The organism is Photobacterium leiognathi (assembly GCF_030685535.1).
GTDB lineage: Bacteria > Pseudomonadota > Gammaproteobacteria > Enterobacterales > Vibrionaceae > Photobacterium > Photobacterium leiognathi.
On record NZ_CP131601.1, the window covers coordinates 161,059 to 176,617 of the forward strand.

Genomic DNA, 15,559 nt, shown 5'->3' on the forward strand with positions numbered 1-15,559 from the left:
TAGTCGTTACTTATTGTGCTTAAGGTGAAGGCCTAAGTATTTATTTAGAACGTATTGGGCATTTATACAAGCAATAATAAACCCATGCTTACCGTCTAGAAAGCCAGCTTTAAGAATGTAAGTACGAATAAAGCTAAACATAGAGTGGATAACCGCAGAGGCAATAGATGATTTTTTCCTTTTAAAAACTTTTCTTCAGCCCAAAGCTCTGCATACTTTTGTTGTTTGCGCTGAAAATCAAAGAAATCTTCAAAAGTGTAATGTTCTAAATTACCAGTTAGCTTTTCGATTTTGCCATTAGCAGGAATCACAATAGATTCATGTACTTTGACGTCATTATATTGGGTTTCATTGCGGCGATGTAAACGCGAGATCCAATCTGGATGCCAACCAGAATGATGAATAAATTTACCAAATGCTGTGCTGAGTCTATTTACTTGATAAACCGTATTGATGTTATTGCTTGCGACAGCTTGTTGAATCGATTGACGTAGCTCTGGCGTTACTCGTTCGTCAGCATCAAGCCATAAAATATAATCGCTCTCAACATATTGTTGAGCACGTTGACGTTGCATACCAAAACCAGGCCAATCATTACTGACAAAAAACTTATTCGTGTACTGGCGTGCAATGGCTTCTGTTGTATCGCTACTGCCAGAATCAAGGATCACGATTTCATCAACCCAATCTTTTACTGAGTCTAAACATGCCGCCAGATGCTTGGCTTCATTTTTTACAATCAGTGCAACAGCAAGGCTTGGTTTGGTGTTTTGCTGGTTCATTGTTTTCTCACTGTGATTGGGTCAAATTTAAGGAGTCGATGATAGTATCAAGTTGGGTGATAACATCATCAACAGAAATCGCCGCCATAATATCGGTGCCTTTCACTCGTGCACCCCAAGGAAGCTCTGAAATAGGTTTGCCATAATGCTTTTCTGCAAATTGTTGATAGACACTGACGACATATTGTTGGCTAAGATAAGGGCCTGTACGTGTTGGGTTACTATGCCCGTACAAACCGATCACTGGTGTGCCCTGTGTGGTTGCTAAATGGGCTGGACCTGAGTCAGGAGCGATAACAACCGTTGCGTATTTTAGCAATGCGGTTAATTGGATCAGGCTTGTTTTACCAATAAGGTTAGTAATAGGGTGATGACAATGTTGTATGATCTTCTCGCCTAACGTTTGCTCTCGTTGCGTCGGTGAACCACATAGGATGACATTTAATCCTTTACTAACGGCATGATCAGCAACGGCAGCATAGCGCTCTATAAGCCAGTTGCGCTCATCTTTACTTGCAGCTGGTGATATGATCAATGTTGGTTTGTTAGTATATTGCTGAGCAAAGGCAATATCTTCATTTGATAATGGGATCTGCCAATCTGGATCCGTAAAAGGTACGCCTATGTAGCGAGCAAACTCAGCAAAGTTATCAAGTACATGAGGAGCATTTGTTTGCGGCAGCTTTCTATTCGTAAATAGCCATTGTCCCTCTTTGGCTCTTTGACGAGAGAAGCCGACTTTATAACGTGCTTTAATCCCTAAAGATAATAGGCTTGCACGCAGCGCGACTTGCATATCGAGTAGGGCATCAAACTTTTGACCTTTCAAGGTATTCCAAACTGCTTTGATCCCTTGCCAGCCTGCTTTTTTATCAAAACTGACCACCTTTATATTAGGCAGTTGACTTACAAGCTGAGCTTCTGTTTTTCCTACTACCCATGTAATACTGGTTTCTGACCAATGTTTTTGGATGGCTTGTACTACAGCAATCGCATGACACACATCACCAATAGCTGATAGCCGTAAAATACAGATAGATTGAGGTGCAGTGGTAAACAAAGCCATAGTGGTACCTAATAAAAAGTGGTTAGCGAATTATGCAGTTAGCGCTGGTAATTGTAAAATAAACCAAAATAAACAGGAGAAAGACAACAGTGCAGAAAATTAGCCATGAACAGCAAATGATATGGTTTGATGACAATTATTTAACTGTCGATCCGCATTGTTGCTTTGAGATTGATTTTTGGCGTCAACAAAATGCCATTGTCGGCTCGGCGCAAGGGCGGGGCACAACTTGGTTTGTTGCTGGCGATAAAATGGAAATGGCATTGCGTCATTATCGTCGTGGTGGCTTATTTGGTAAGTTAGTGAGTGACAGTTATTGGTTTACTGGTTGGGATAAAACCCGTAGTTATGCTGAATTGATGCTTTTAAAAGTATTACGTGAAGGTGGGGTAAACGTTCCTCGCCCTGTAGCCGCAAAAGCGGAAAAGAAAGGTTGTGTTTATCGCGCAGATATTTTGGTTGAGAAAATCCCTCATAGTTGTGATCTTGTTGCGCTACTTATTAAATCACCTCAGCCAAGTTCGGTTTGGCGCCAAATTGGTATCATGATCCGTAAGATGCATGACCAGCAGGTTTGCCACACAGACTTAAATGCCCACAACATCTTGCTTGATATGGATCAGCAAGTTTGGTTGATTGACTTTGATAAGTGCTATCAGCAATCGGGAGATAGTTGGAAAAAAGACAATCTCGCCCGTTTAGAGCGCTCATTTATAAAAGAAGTGAAGAAGCGTAATATTCAATGGCAGGCTCAAGACTGGCAAGCGTTATACGATGGCTATCAACAAGGTTAGGGATGAAGTAGCGATGAGTGTGGGCTCTCATCGCTATGAATTTAATGCAGGTAGTTAGTTATATTATCAATGGTGCGTTGTACCGCGCCCTGATTTTGCTCTACCACTTTTTTAGCGTTTTCTCCCATTACATATTGACGCTCTGGGTTATCAAACAACTCAATTACTTGTTTTGCTAGCTCGGCACTATCTTGGCAGATCTCTATCGCGTCAGCTTGCAGTAGTTGCTCTGTAATATCGATAAAGTTGTAGTAGCTAGGGCCTGTGATAGCAGGTTTTCCTACAGCTGCAGGTTCGAGTAGATTATGTCCACCGACTTTATCACCGATCAAGCTTCCCCCGACAAACGCAACATCACTACTAGCAAGAAGTAATAACATCTCACCCATGGTATCGGCTAAATATACATGGGTTTGTGGTATGAATTCAGCGTTATTGGTACGGCGATGCACGGACAATTGAAATTGCTGTTTTGCCAACATTTCAACATCATTGAAGCGTTCAGGATGACGAGGAACGATGATGAGTAATGCTTTCTCGTTGTGCTGCAATATCGTCTTAAAAGCTATAAAGACCTGCTCATCTTCACCTTTGTGAGTGCTCGCAGCAATGAATACAGGGCGATCTTGACCTAACTGAGAACGTAATTGTGCAGCGTACTCAAAGACCGTTGGCGCAATAGTAAGATCGTATTTAATTGAGCCTGTTACCGTAACCTTCTCTTTAGCCGCTCCAATATCGATAAAACGTTTTGCGTCGTCTTGATGAAGACAAAGAATGCTATCGACATTATTGAGTAGTGGTTTGGTGAAAAACGCGGCCGATTGATAACGTTGAGCAGAGCGTTCTGATAAGCGAGCATTAGCTATTACAATTGGAATCTGCTGTTTTTTAACAGTTGCTAGCGTATTGAGCCAGAGTTCTTTTTCAACAATCAGCATCAGCTTGGGTTGTACCGCTTTGAGAAAGCCTCGTACACACCAAGCAAAATCAATCGGCATGTAGCGGTGTTCAACCAAATCACCTAGCTTGGCTATTTGCTCGGCGCCAGTACTCGTTGTTGTCGTAACCACGATAGCTTGTGCTGGATATTGTTCTTTCAGCGCTTTGATTAGCGGCGTGATCGCAATAGATTCTCCAACCGATGCGGCATGGATCCAAATAGGTTTCTTACCATTAACCATAGGCGTAAAACCAAAGTGTTCTTTCCAACGCTCGCCAAAACGAGGTTTCCCAGGCTTTTGTTTGTATAGTCCAAACAGAAGTAACGGGGAAGCCAGAGCAAGCAGTAAGGTATAAACGATTCTAAGTAACATATTTACTTACGCTTGTTGCAACTTATTGATTGCATCAACCACTAAATCAGGTGTCAGCTCTGTTAAACACTTCAAATGACCTAATGGACACTCGCGCTTAAAGCATGGGCGACAACTGATATCGGTATTTAATACTTCAACATGCTCAGCTAGCGGTGGGGTATAACCTGGTGATGTTGAACCGTATAATGCTACGATATTACAGCCAACAGCGGCTGAAATATGCATCAGACCAGAATCATTGCTAACGACGGTTGTACAGGCAGCAAGTAAATCAATCGCCTCGATTAAAGACGTGTTACCAGCAAGATTTTGGCAATGCGTTTGCATTTCCTGCGGCAGGCTAGCTTTGATTTTATCGGTCACTTCACGATCTTTTGCTGAGCCGAATAACCATACTTGGTTACCTTGCTCTATCAGCGTTGCGGCTGCTTTTGCAAAATGTTGCTCAGGCCAACGTTTTGCTGGACCAAATTCAGCGCCAGGACATAAGCCAATCACGGTTCTTTCTCGGTTTAAACCGAATTTAGTTAGTGCTTCATTTTGAGCGGTGGCGTCGATGGTGAGCTTTGGATGTGGCATATCAGTTAAACAGCCAGAGCCTGTCATTTCCGTTGCTGGATGCGCTAGTGCAATATAGCGTTCAATCATCAAGTTGAATGATTTTTTGTTATTGCGCAGATCATTGAGTAAGCCGTAACGCATCTCACCTTTCCAGCCGGTACGAACAGGGATCTTGGCAAATAAGGGGATTAATGCTGATTTGGCTGAGTTAGGTAAAACATACGCATGATCATAGCTGTCATCGCGAAGAATTTTACCTAATTGATAGCGAGCAAACAGGTTGAGATCGCCATGTCCAAGAGGCATTTCAATTGCTTGATTAACCTCAGGCATACGCTCGAGTACGGGCTTACACCAACCGGGTGCCATTACATCAATGATAGCGTCTGGGTGAAGCTTTTTAAGCTCGGTATAAAGACATTGTGACATCACCATGTCGCCAACCCATGATGGGCCAATAATTAATATTTTCACATTACAACCGTTGTTTTAAACGCTTTGAAAGAAGTTCAGCTGTTGCTTTGTTGTTTCTTGGATTGAAAAATGCGCTTTTAATCGTTGTTGTGCATTTTGCCCCATTTCAACGCGTATAGTTTCAGACTCTGCTAATTGTTTAATTTTATCAGCTAATGCTTGAGGATTATTGGTTTCGACCACAAAACCAGTTTTACCTTCTTCTACTAACTCTTTACTGCCGCCAGTGGTTGTGACAACGGAAGGTTTTGCCATTGCCATCGCTTCGATAATTGTTTTGGGTAGACCTTCACCGCTAATAGATGGCTGTACCTGGATATCGGATGTCGCCATGATTTCAGGTACATCAGAGCGATAACCTAAAAAGTGAATACGACTTTGCATGCCACTGTTTGCTGCCAGTTGGTTATTTTCTTCCGTATCCATATCACGACCAACGAGTACTAGATGTAGATTGTCGATATCGGCTAACTGCTTAGCTGCATCAAGCAGAACATGAACGCCTTTAGATTTACGTGCATTGGCAACACAGGTAACAATAATATCATCATCGGTTAAGCCGAGTTGCTCTCGTGGCAGAGCATCTGCTTGATACCAAGCTAAATCATGACCTTTATAAATGGTTTGAACTTTTTCAGGTGCTAACTTAACAACGCTTCGCACTGACTCTGTAACCGCTTCTGCGACACAAGAAATCCCATTCACGCGAGGATGAAGATGCGTTAAATATGATGATGGGTCATGACGATAAATACCACCAACAGTGCCACGGTAGCTGATAAGTTTTGTATCTGGAAAACCAATACAAGCAAACGCAGCGTTAGGGATAGTCTTAGAGTTAAGTGCATACACCACATCATAATGGTGTTGGCGTAGTTCATGACGAATTGTTTTTATTGTTCTGAAGCAAATTTTACGACTTGGGTAGCAATCGATAACCGTTATTCCAGCTTCACGAAAACGCTCGACATAAGGAGCATCACCTTGAGTGATAATAGTGACTTCGTGACCTTGTTTGACCATCTCGATACACATTTCGGCTTCTGGCCTAACGCTGTTCCAAGCATCTAAATAAGAACTTAATACGAGTATTCTCATGATCGTTTCTCTCTCATTGAAATGCTTGTTGCTAGAAGAATGACTGTCATTAGAGAATAAAAAATCATTCCCGAATTATGGCGGAACATAGCTTGAGACAAACAGTAACCTATCATCATGATCACACTGATAGCACCACACTGGTTGAGCATTTTTTGTTGAGGCGAGTTTGCAATATTATGATTTTTGACAAAGATACTCAGAGGAATAATAAAAATAGCGAGTAGTGCTGCTAGTCCAATAACACCACGGACAGATAAATCTTCTAAGAATTGGTTATGGGAGTGTGAATCTAAAAAGTTTTTAATCACTTGTGCATTCACAAGACCTTCATGCGCCCACTTTTCTCTTAGTACTTCTCTACCTTGGTAACCTGCACCAATAATAGGGTGCTGTTCTGTGGTGTAAATAGCGCTTTTCCAAAGTTCAAACCGAGCACCTAAAGAAGAGGTTTGATCATGACCTTTTTGATACTGCACAATCTCTTGGGTAGCTTCATTTAAACGTGTTTTTATTTCCATATTCTGGCTAAGAGAAAATACAGCAGTTCCAAGAACAACAATGCTAAATATAGCTATTTTTTTAGAAATAAATTGACGATTACTGAAGGCTAAATAAATGATAGCAATAGGTAAAAATATCCAGCCGCCACGACTTCCTGAAAGAAAACTGGCATAGATACCTAAAAGTGCTGCAATTAAACTGAGCGTAAATTTCCACCATGACTTTTGGTCTAGATAATAAAGACTAATAGTGAGGCTTATTACCCCTAACGTCATTGCCATATTACCAGACTGAATAGGCATATAGCCTTTTAATGATGGGTGAATACTTTTGTATAAATCACTAAAGGCTCTACCTGTTTTAAAATCATAAATGTGAATCATTGCTACAACACCCGCAATGATGGAGCCGATGATAAAACCTGAAGTCAAGATATTAACTTTCGGTGGATAGAGCAGTAGTAATAGAAATATAGGTAGCACTAATACAAAACGGCTAGGCATATCGATTTCAGAAAGGCTTCCACCGTAATAAAGCGTTGAGGCTAAATAGGTGAGAAAGTAAATGCTAAAGCTACTTAATACCCATTTCACTTGTGTTGTATAGTTAACTTTTTTGAATTGCCAACAAAACCCAAGTGCAGCTACTAATAATAAAATTGGTGGTAAGTTATAACCTTTACCGTAAGCAAGGCATAAAATAGGAAAGCTTGCGACGAGCAAGCTTATGATTATTTCACGATTTAAAAAGCGAAGAAGATTCATTTTATTTCTTTACCTGATACGGATTCTCATCACTATTCGGACGTGTCTTTAATAAACGCAGAATCCACATATATTGTTCTGGACGTTCACCAACGTATTGCTCAATACATTCGTTCATCATACGAGCATCTTGCTCTTCTGTTTCACTAGGGAAAGGCAGAGCAGGGTAAAAATCTAATTCATATTTGCCTGTTTCACTGTTGTACATAGCAAACAGAGGGACGATTTTCGCGCGGCTTAATTTAGATAGTCGACCAAGACCGGACATCGTTGCTTTAGTTGTACCGAAGAAATTAACAAATACACTGTGCTCAGGGCCAAGATCTTCATCAGGTAAGTAATAACCTAAGTACCCTTCACGAATTGATTTGATAAATGGTTTAATACCACCACTGCGCTCATAAACACGACCGCCGTATTGCACGCGTTGACGATGCATCAACCAGTCTGAGACGGGATTTTTCTGTTTTTTCGCCATCGCAGATACTGGCAAACCGCGTGATGCGAGTAGCACTGCAGGAATATCAATTGCCCAAGTGTGAGGAACCAATAAAATCACGCTTTGCTGCTGATCGGTGAGAGTGGTGAGGTTCTCCATCCCACGGATCTCGGTATTATCTTCTAGCCAGAATTTGCTGCGGACACTTAATGATGCAAACCCTAGTAAAAATGTACCCGCGGTAGTGATGCTTTGCAGTAAGATCTCTTCACGCTCAGCCTCAGTTTTTTCAGGAAAGCACATTTGCAAGTTTACGCGCGCACGGCGATTCGCTTTACTATTAAGCTTGATTGCTTGTTTAGCAAAGGTACTTGCAATGGCGCGACGCATCTTATGTGGCAGTAAGCAAAACAAAGATGCCAGTAATACTGCAAGCCAAGTTCCCCAGTATTTAGGATGTAAAAATGACCACTCAAACTGTGGGTTATAGGCTTGTTTGTCGTAATGGTTATCAATCATATCGTTATTATTTATTTAAAATAGCCATGTATTCAGCAACACCTTCAGCAACGGATTTAAACGGTTCTGGGTAACCTGCTGCACGTACTTTTGTTAAATCTGCTTGAGTATATGCTTGGTAGCGACCTTTTAAGTGTTCAGGGAACGGAACAGATTCAACGTCACCTTTACCGTGGAATTTAACGACCGCGTCAGCGACAGCTTGGAACGATTCTGCGTTACCCGTACCGCAGTTAAAAATACCGGATACGCCATTTTCTAGGAACCATAGGTTCATTTTGCACACATCGCCGACGTAGACGAAATCACGTTTGAAGTTCTCTGAACCTTCAAACAGTTTTGGATTACCGCCAGCATTAATTTGGCTGTTGAGGTGGAAAGCAACAGAAGCCATGCTGCCCTTATGTTGTTCACGAGGACCATACACGTTGAAATAACGGAAACCAGTGATCTGAGAGAGTTTCTCGCCATGTGCTTCAGCATCTTGCCAAATGCGGCGTACGTAGTTATCAAATTGCTGTTTTGAGTAACCGTAGACGTTTAGCGCACCTTCATAAGGCTTCTCTTCAATGAAATCATGGTCGCGACCACCATAGGTTGCAGCAGAAGAGGCGTATAAGAATGGAATTTCACGTTCTAAACAATAATGTAATAGCTCTTTTGAGTATTCATAGTTGTTTAGCATCATGTATTTACCGTCCCATTCAGTGGTTGCAGAGCAAGCACCTTCATGGAAGATAGCATCAATGTGACCAAACTCATCACCCGCCATGATTTGGGTGATGAAGTCTTCTTTATCCATGTAGTCGGCAATATCTAAATCCACAAGGTTGGCAAATTTAGTGCCGTCTTTGAGGTTATCCACCACTAAAATATCGTTACGACCTTGCTCGTTGAGGGCCTTTACGATGTTGCTGCCGATCATGCTGGCGCCGCCAGTAACAATTATCATGGGAGAAATCCTTCATTGATGAAATAACGGCTTGTAGTTATCGACCTACAAAACCAAAAAAACGTTAACTTATGATAACATTATATGCAGCAGAAGGGCGAAGGAAGTCAATGAAATGAAAACCCGAGACAGAATTATTCATGCGGCATTAGCGTTATTTAACGAGAAAGGTGAGCCAAACGTAACGACGAACCATATCGCCGCCGATCTCGGGATAAGTCCGGGAAACCTTTACTATCACTTTCGTAATAAAGAGCAAATCATCCACAGCATTTTTGATTTGTATGCCACAGACTTGCAAGTAAGTTTTCAACCGCGTAGCGAAGCGGAAACTACCGAAAGCCTTTTAAGTTATCTTGATGCTGTGTTTTTACTGATGTGGCGTTATCGTTTTTTCTACGCCAATTTGCCTGACATCTTACGTCGTGATCCTGAATTGCAGCTTAAGTACTTAGATGCACAAGCACAACTGCGTAGCAATATTGCGGTATTGATGCAAAGTTTAAAAGAAGGTGGTTTGGTTGATATTGATGATGACGATCTAAAGACCTTAGCAGACACATTATTGATGGTGGCATCGAGCTGGATCAGTTATCAAACTACACAAGTTGCTGGTGCTAGAATTACCCCTACGGTGATTTATAAAGGGGTGATTCAAATACTGAATATTGTCAGACCACTGGCGACATTGAAGGGTAGAGAGCGAGTCGAAGCATTAAAGCAGTACTACGAACAAAAAGAGCAGCAATCCTAGCGTGAAGATGTAGTTGCGAATAAAGAGATAATAAAAAAGGTTGGGATAGAAATATCGCCAACCTTTTTTGTATTAGTTAGAGCTTAGCTTAGTCCAACCAAGGTTTAGGATTGGTTGGTTGCCCTTTACGGCGGATCTCAAAGTAGAGTCCTGGTTTTTCCTGACCGCCACTATCACCGACGAGGGCAATAGGCTCTCCGGCTTGTACCGTATCACCGACTTTTTTCAGTAGGGTCTGGTTATAGCCATAGAAACTCATATCACCTTTACCGTGATCAATACCAATCATCAAACCATAGCCACGTAGCCAATCGGCAAACACGATACGACCAGAGTAAATAGCGCGTACTTGGCTACCAAGTGGTTTACTAAATACCATGCCTTTCCAATGCAATTGACCACGTTGTAGTGAGCCATAGTTATGCAGGATAGGACCTTTCACTGACCAATAAAGCTTGCCTTTATGACGTGCTAAACCGTCCATTGGTACACGTGCTTGTTGACGTGCATATTGCTGGTCGATTTCGCGAGCTTCTGCTTCAGCTGCCGCGCGTTCTTTGGCTTCTTTCGCGGCTTTGATACGTGCTTCAGCTGCCGCTTTTTCGCGGGCTCTGCGTTCGGCCTCTTCACGAGCACGACGTTCTGCTTCTGCTTTTGCTTTAGCAATAGCTGCAATCATGCGTTTTTCGTTCGCCTGAAGCTCTGCTAAGTCTTCGTTACCACTGGTAATTTGATTCTTAATGCTAGAGAGCGTCTTTTGACGTGATTGTTGCTGTTGATCCAGTGTTTGTTTTTGTTGCTTAAGTGCATTGAGCGCTTGTTGTTGCTCTGTTTTTTGCTCTTTAAGCTCGTGCACTTTCATCTGAATTTCAGTTTGTGTGGCATCGAGTGCATCAATGGCTTCAACACGAGCTTTACTGATGTGTTCAGCGTAGGTTGTCATGCGATCAAGGCGTGTTGAATCTTCGCCACTGAGTAGGCTGGCGATATCGCTGTCTTTACCTTGACGAAACTGGGCGTTGAGAAGAGAAGCAACAACCGCTTTTTGTTGCTGTTGTTTTTGCTCAAGCTCTGCTTGTTCGGCGTTTAACTTATCAATTGTGCGTTTAATCGTGGCTAATTGATTGTTTGTCGCATGAATATCATTTGCAGCTTTGGCAATGTTCAGTTCGTGTTGTTTCAATGCTTGTTGCAAGCTGTTGTATTTCTTTTGCTTGCTTGCCAGTTGATTTTTTTGGCGTGAGATTTCCTGTTTTACGCCATCGAGCTGGTTTTGACTGGACGCTGCACATGGAACCGCAAATGCCATGCATAGTAAAGCGCCAGTGCATAATGCACTGGCGCGGATTTTTTTGTTTAGATGTTTTCTAATCATATCTCGCATGGAGATAATTATTTCAGATTGTATAGCACCTGACCAGACATCTCTGCAGGGATTTCCATATCTGTTAGTGAAAGCATCGTTGGTGCAAGATCTGACAGTTTACCACCAGACTTAAGCTCTAAGTCTTTACCACCTACGTAAATAAGCGGTACTGGTAGGTTAGTGTGTGCAGTGTGGATACCGCCAGTTGCCGGATCAACCATCATTTCTGCGTTACCGTGGTCAGCTGTGATCAATAGTTGACCGTCAGCTTCTTTGATTGCAGCTACTACTTTACCTAGGCAAGTATCTAGTGCTTCACAAGCTTTTACTGCCGCATCGTAAACACCAGTGTGACCAACCATATCACCGTTAGGGTAGTTACAGATGATCATGTCAAACTCGCCGCCTTTGATTGCAGCAACAAGCTTTTCAGTTAGCTCTGGTGCGCTCATTTCAGGCTGTAGATCGTAAGTTGCTACTTTTGGTGAAGCAACAAGCTGGCGTGATTCACCGTCAAACTCGTTTTCAACACCACCGTTGAAGAAGAACGTTACGTGTGCGTATTTCTCTGTTTCAGAGATACGTAGCTGCTTCTTACCTTTCTTCGATAGCCACTCACCTAGTGTGTTATCTAGGCTTGCAGGTGGAAATGCTGTTGTTAGCTCAATGTCTGCAGCGTATTGCGTTAGCATTACGAAATCAGATAGTTGAGGGAACTGCTCACGCTCAAATGCAGTGAAACCTGGCTCAAATGCACGCGTGATTTCACGAGCACGGTCAGCACGGTAGTTCATGAAAATAACGCTGTCGCCATCTTCCATGATTGCTGCTTCTTGACCTTCAGCGCGGATTTCTGTTGCTTTAACAAACTCATCGTTTTCGTCACGCTCGTAAGCTGCTGCTAGACCATCAACCGCGTTTGCTACTGTGTATTCAGCTTTAGCTGCAGTTAGTAGGTTGTATGCTTGTTCAACGCGATCCCAGTTGTTATCGCGGTCCATAGCGTAGTAACGACCGATAAGAGAAGCTGTACGACCTTTACCTAGTTTTGCAAATAGCTCATTGAAGCGAACTAGTGAATTTTTCGCGCTACGAGGTGGAGTATCACGACCATCTAGGAATGCGTGAAGGTAGATCTTCTCTGCACCACGTTTTGCTGCCATTTCAATGGCTGCAGCAATGTGATCTTCGTGGCTGTGTACGCCACCTGGAGATAGAAGACCTAAGATATGAACCGCTTTACCTGCATTTACTGCTTTATCGATAGCAGAAACCAGTGCCGCGTTTTCGAAGAATTCACCGTCGCTGATCGCTTTAGTGATACGAGTAAGATCTTGGTATACCACACGACCAGCACCAATGTTGGTGTGACCTACTTCAGAGTTACCCATTTGACCATCTGGTAGGCCAACATCGATACCTGAAGCTGAAATTAGGGTGTTAGGACTATGAGCAAGTAGCTCATCCATTACTGGTGTATTAGCGTTAGCAATAGCGTTATCCGCATTATCTTCGCGGTAGCCCCAACCATCTAGAATAACAAGTGCAAGTGGTTTCTTCGCAGACATGTCCTGTCCCTCTTCGAATAAAATAAATCTATATCAATTGCCTTAAACGTCTATTGAATAGGCAGCTTTAAGGTAATTGCAATATCCCTTTACGTAATTTTACTACAGAATTGATGAGAAACTGTAGGAGAAGATCAAACTAAGCGTCGGACGTATTGTGACCTATTCGACAAAATATATGCATTTATTGTCTCGAGTGTAAGTCCTAGATCACAGTTTTTTTCTATTTCATTAATAGGTAAGGCTGTGATTAGCTTTTATACTGAGGCGTGCGCTGACTTATTTACGTCAACAAGTGAGTTGAAGCGCGGAATCAATACCGTGTGCTGTACATGACAGGTAACAACGGTATACTCAAAATCTTTTAAAAATCCCGTTAATCTTGGTTGCGAGTCAGCCATGAAGCAGAGCGAAGCAAATGCAACAATATATTGATTTTTTTACAAGTAATCCGATTTTATCTTTAGTGTGGGTGGGTTTAGTTGTTGCCATCATTGGTTCAATGGTGAAAGAAAAAACAGCAACTTACAAAGTCATTGGCATTAATGATGCGACAGTATTAGTAAACCGTGAAGAGGGTGTATTTGTTGATATTCGCTCTCGTGATGAATACCGTAAAGGTCATATTGCGGGCTCACTTCACGCTTTACCAAGCCAAATTAAAGAACAAAACCTTGGTGAGCTTGATAAACATAAATCAGCCCCAATTATAGTGGTATGTAAGACAGGTCAAACTGCACAAACTACGGCAGATGACCTAAATAAAGCAGGCTTTACTAACGTTAACGTTCTAAAAGATGGCTTAATTGCATGGAACGAAGCGAATTTACCGCTAGTAAAAAGTAAAGGTAAAAAGTAAGTCGCACATATTTTGCGGTAGGGTAAACACGCTGCCGCCATTTATTTAATACAGCCTGTGGTTAGCACGATGGCTGGCGTATTCAATCTCGCATTGACGAGCATAAAAAAGGACTCCGGAAATGGCTGAAGCAGCAAATACAGACGCACAACAAAACTTCCAAATTCAACGTATCTTCCTAAAAGACGTTTCTTTTGAAGCGCCAAACTCACCTGACATGTTCCAAAAAGAATGGAACCCAGATGTGAAATTAGATCTTGATACTCAAAGCCGTGAACTAGCTGAAGGTGTTTACGAAGTTGTGCTTCGTCTAACTGTGACAGTTAAGAACGCAGAAGAAAATGCATTCCTATGTGAAGTACAACAAGGTGGTATTTTCACTGTTGCAGGTATGGAAGCACCACAACTAGCACATTGTCTAGGTGCGTTCTGTCCAAACATCCTATTCCCATACGCTCGCGAAACTATCTCAAGCCTAGTGGTTAAAGGTACGTTCCCACAATTGAACCTAGCACCAGTTAACTTTGATGCGTTGTTCATGAACTACCTACAAAACCAAGCTGAAGCGAACGCAGAAGCTTAATAAGCAAAGTAACAATTATGACTAAGAACGCGAATAATACGATTTCAATGGCCGTGTTGGGTGCAGGATCTTACGGTACCGCACTGGCGATTGCACTATCTCGAAATGGCGCGAACGTCATTTTGTGGGGCCATGAGCCTGAGCACATGGCACAGTTGGAAATTGATCGTGCCAATGAAGCGTTTCTTCCTGGTGTGCGCTTCCCTGATTCATTGATTGTAACGTCAAACTTACAAGATGCAGTGGAAGGCAGTCGTGACATCCTTGTTGTAGTTCCAAGCCATGTTTTTGGCATGGTGTTATCGCAAGTTAAACCGTTCCTACGTTCTGATTCTCGTATCTGTTGGGCAACCAAGGGACTTGAACCTGAAACTGGACGTTTACTGAAAGATGTTGCGGTTGATGCGTTAGGCAGTGATGTACCGCTTGCGGTGTTATCAGGGCCAACATTTGCGCAAGAGCTGGCTGCGGGTTTACCAACCGCGATTTCTGTTGCCTCTCCTGATGCTGAATTTGTTGCCGATCTTCAAGAAAAAATTCATTGTGATAAAACCTTTAGGGTGTATAGCAACAGTGACTTTATCGGCATGCAATTAGGTGGCGCAGTGAAGAACGTTATCGCCATTGGTGCGGGTATGTCTGACGGTATTGGCTTTGGTGCTAATGCGCGTACAGCGTTAATTACTCGTGGTCTTGCTGAAATGTGCCGCCTTGGTGCTGCCTTAGGAGCACAGCCTGAAACCTTTATGGGCATGGCTGGCCTTGGCGATCTTGTGCTGACATGTACTGATAACCAATCACGTAACCGTCGATTTGGTTTAGCATTAGGTGCAGGTAAAAGCGTTGAGCAAGCACAGCAAGATATTGGTCAAGTTGTTGAAGGGTATCGTAATACCAAAGAAGTTTGGCAATTAGCGAAACGTAACGGTGTTGAGATGCCAATCACTGAGCAAATTTACCAAGTACTTTATCAAGGTAAAGATGCCCGTGAAGCGGCTAAAGAATTGTTAGCACGCGAGAAAAAATACGAATAACAGCAAGATATCAAAGGTCAGTGCCTTATTATCTACTGTTTCAATAACGCGAGCCTCGGCTCGCGTTGTTTTTTTTTGCAATCAGGTTAAAGTAATACCTGACCAATTAAGTATAGTTATAAA

At 42.4% G+C, this 15,559-nt stretch carries 14 protein-coding genes and 1 pseudogene; 5 read left to right on the forward strand and 10 right to left on the reverse strand.

The genetic code is table 11. The features are described from left to right. Positions 1–6: 6 nt before the first annotated feature. Together Q7674_RS07595 and Q7674_RS07600 are read right to left on the reverse strand one after the other, a co-directional pair. Positions 7–782: pseudogene (locus Q7674_RS07595) on the reverse strand (glycosyltransferase family 2 protein). A 7-nt stretch (positions 783–789) separates the two neighbouring features. Next, positions 790–1,848, reverse strand: a complete 1,059-nt coding sequence (locus Q7674_RS07600; protein WP_305423447.1) for a glycosyltransferase family 9 protein — start codon at positions 1,846–1,848, stop codon at positions 790–792. 89 nt (positions 1,849–1,937) lie between these two features. Between Q7674_RS07600 and Q7674_RS07605 the strand changes: the two genes are divergently transcribed. Then, the gene (locus Q7674_RS07605) at positions 1,938–2,642 is read left to right on the forward strand and encodes a 3-deoxy-D-manno-octulosonic acid kinase (protein WP_045063335.1); all 705 of its coding nucleotides are present in this window, start codon (positions 1,938–1,940) and stop codon (positions 2,640–2,642) included. A gap of 41 nt (positions 2,643–2,683) precedes the next feature. Here Q7674_RS07605 and waaA read toward each other — a convergent pair whose 3' ends face one another. Genes waaA through rfaD form a run of 6 tightly spaced genes read right to left on the reverse strand, consistent with a single transcriptional unit; the run spans position 2,684 to position 9,272 of the window. Then, positions 2,684–3,958 (reverse strand): lipid IV(A) 3-deoxy-D-manno-octulosonic acid transferase, encoded by a 1,275-nt coding sequence (gene waaA / locus Q7674_RS07610; protein ID WP_045063334.1) that lies wholly within the window; start codon positions 3,956–3,958, stop codon positions 2,684–2,686. A 6-nt stretch (positions 3,959–3,964) separates the two neighbouring features. Then, positions 3,965–4,996, reverse strand: a complete 1,032-nt coding sequence (waaF, locus tag Q7674_RS07615) for a lipopolysaccharide heptosyltransferase II (protein ID WP_045063331.1) — start codon at positions 4,994–4,996, stop codon at positions 3,965–3,967. A 15-nt stretch (positions 4,997–5,011) separates the two neighbouring features. Continuing rightward, on the reverse strand, positions 5,012–6,094 hold the full coding sequence (locus Q7674_RS07620) for a glycosyltransferase family 4 protein (protein WP_045063330.1): 1,083 nt from the start codon (positions 6,092–6,094) through the stop codon (positions 5,012–5,014). Then, positions 6,091–7,362: an O-antigen ligase family protein gene (locus Q7674_RS07625; RefSeq protein WP_045063328.1), complete on the reverse strand. Its 1,272-nt coding sequence runs from the start codon at positions 7,360–7,362 to the stop codon at positions 6,091–6,093. The genes Q7674_RS07620 and Q7674_RS07625 overlap by 4 nt, the downstream gene beginning before the upstream one ends. 1 nt (position 7,363) lies before the next feature. Further along, a complete protein-coding gene (gene lpxM / locus Q7674_RS07630) occupies positions 7,364–8,320 on the reverse strand; it encodes a lauroyl-Kdo(2)-lipid IV(A) myristoyltransferase (protein ID WP_045063326.1) in 957 nt (318 codons plus the stop codon). Positions 8,321–8,327: 7 nt separating this feature from the next. Then, entirely contained in the window at positions 8,328–9,272 is a 945-nt protein-coding gene (rfaD, locus tag Q7674_RS07635) for an ADP-glyceromanno-heptose 6-epimerase (RefSeq protein ID WP_305423454.1), read from the reverse strand. Positions 9,273–9,387: 115 nt separating this feature from the next. Between rfaD and Q7674_RS07640 the strand changes: the two genes are divergently transcribed. Further along, the gene (locus Q7674_RS07640; RefSeq protein ID WP_045063323.1) at positions 9,388–10,026 is read left to right on the forward strand and encodes a TetR/AcrR family transcriptional regulator; all 639 of its coding nucleotides are present in this window, start codon (positions 9,388–9,390) and stop codon (positions 10,024–10,026) included. 88 nt (positions 10,027–10,114) lie between these two features. Here Q7674_RS07640 and envC read toward each other — a convergent pair whose 3' ends face one another. Next, positions 10,115–11,410 carry a murein hydrolase activator EnvC gene (gene envC / locus Q7674_RS07645; protein ID WP_305423458.1) on the reverse strand — a complete coding sequence of 432 codons (1,296 nt, stop codon included), beginning with the start codon at positions 11,408–11,410 and terminating at the stop codon, positions 10,115–10,117. Positions 11,411–11,418: 8 nt separating this feature from the next. Further along, complete coding sequence (gene gpmM / locus Q7674_RS07650) at positions 11,419–12,960, reverse strand: 2,3-bisphosphoglycerate-independent phosphoglycerate mutase (RefSeq protein ID WP_045063320.1); 1,542 nt, start codon at positions 12,958–12,960, stop codon at positions 11,419–11,421. A 418-nt stretch (positions 12,961–13,378) separates the two neighbouring features. Here gpmM and Q7674_RS07655 point away from each other — a divergent pair, with 418 nt between their 5' ends. The 3 genes from Q7674_RS07655 (at position 13,379) to gpsA (ending at position 15,436) form a co-directional block, all read left to right on the forward strand. Continuing rightward, positions 13,379–13,819: a rhodanese-like domain-containing protein gene (locus tag Q7674_RS07655; RefSeq protein ID WP_045063318.1), complete on the forward strand. Its 441-nt coding sequence runs from the start codon at positions 13,379–13,381 to the stop codon at positions 13,817–13,819. A gap of 121 nt (positions 13,820–13,940) precedes the next feature. Beyond that, positions 13,941–14,402, forward strand: coding sequence for a protein-export chaperone SecB (gene secB / locus Q7674_RS07660; RefSeq protein WP_008988163.1), 462 nt, complete (start codon positions 13,941–13,943; stop codon positions 14,400–14,402). A 17-nt stretch (positions 14,403–14,419) separates the two neighbouring features. Continuing rightward, entirely contained in the window at positions 14,420–15,436 is a 1,017-nt protein-coding gene (gene gpsA / locus Q7674_RS07665; protein ID WP_045063317.1) for an NAD(P)H-dependent glycerol-3-phosphate dehydrogenase, read from the forward strand. The last annotated feature ends 123 nt before the right edge of the window (positions 15,437–15,559 follow it).

Coding starts and splice junctions, on each gene's coding strand:
- secB (WP_008988163.1), top strand. CDS start 13,941: ATGGCTGAAGCAGCAAATACAGACGCACAACAAAACTTCCAAATTCAA.
- gpmM (WP_045063320.1), bottom strand. CDS start 12,960: ATGTCTGCGAAGAAACCACTTGCACTTGTTATTCTAGATGGTTGGGGC.
- gpsA (WP_045063317.1), top strand. CDS start 14,420: ATGACTAAGAACGCGAATAATACGATTTCAATGGCCGTGTTGGGTGCA.
- waaA (WP_045063334.1), bottom strand. CDS start 3,958: ATGTTACTTAGAATCGTTTATACCTTACTGCTTGCTCTGGCTTCCCCG.
- Q7674_RS07620 (WP_045063330.1), bottom strand. CDS start 6,094: ATGAGAATACTCGTATTAAGTTCTTATTTAGATGCTTGGAACAGCGTT.
- lpxM (WP_045063326.1), bottom strand. CDS start 8,320: ATGATTGATAACCATTACGACAAACAAGCCTATAACCCACAGTTTGAG.
- rfaD (WP_305423454.1), bottom strand. CDS start 9,272: ATGATAATTGTTACTGGCGGCGCCAGCATGATCGGCAGCAACATCGTA.
- envC (WP_305423458.1), bottom strand. CDS start 11,410: ATGCGAGATATGATTAGAAAACATCTAAACAAAAAAATCCGCGCCAGT.
- Q7674_RS07655 (WP_045063318.1), top strand. CDS start 13,379: ATGCAACAATATATTGATTTTTTTACAAGTAATCCGATTTTATCTTTA.
- Q7674_RS07600 (WP_305423447.1), bottom strand. CDS start 1,848: ATGGCTTTGTTTACCACTGCACCTCAATCTATCTGTATTTTACGGCTA.
- Q7674_RS07640 (WP_045063323.1), top strand. CDS start 9,388: ATGAAAACCCGAGACAGAATTATTCATGCGGCATTAGCGTTATTTAAC.
- Q7674_RS07625 (WP_045063328.1), bottom strand. CDS start 7,362: ATGAATCTTCTTCGCTTTTTAAATCGTGAAATAATCATAAGCTTGCTC.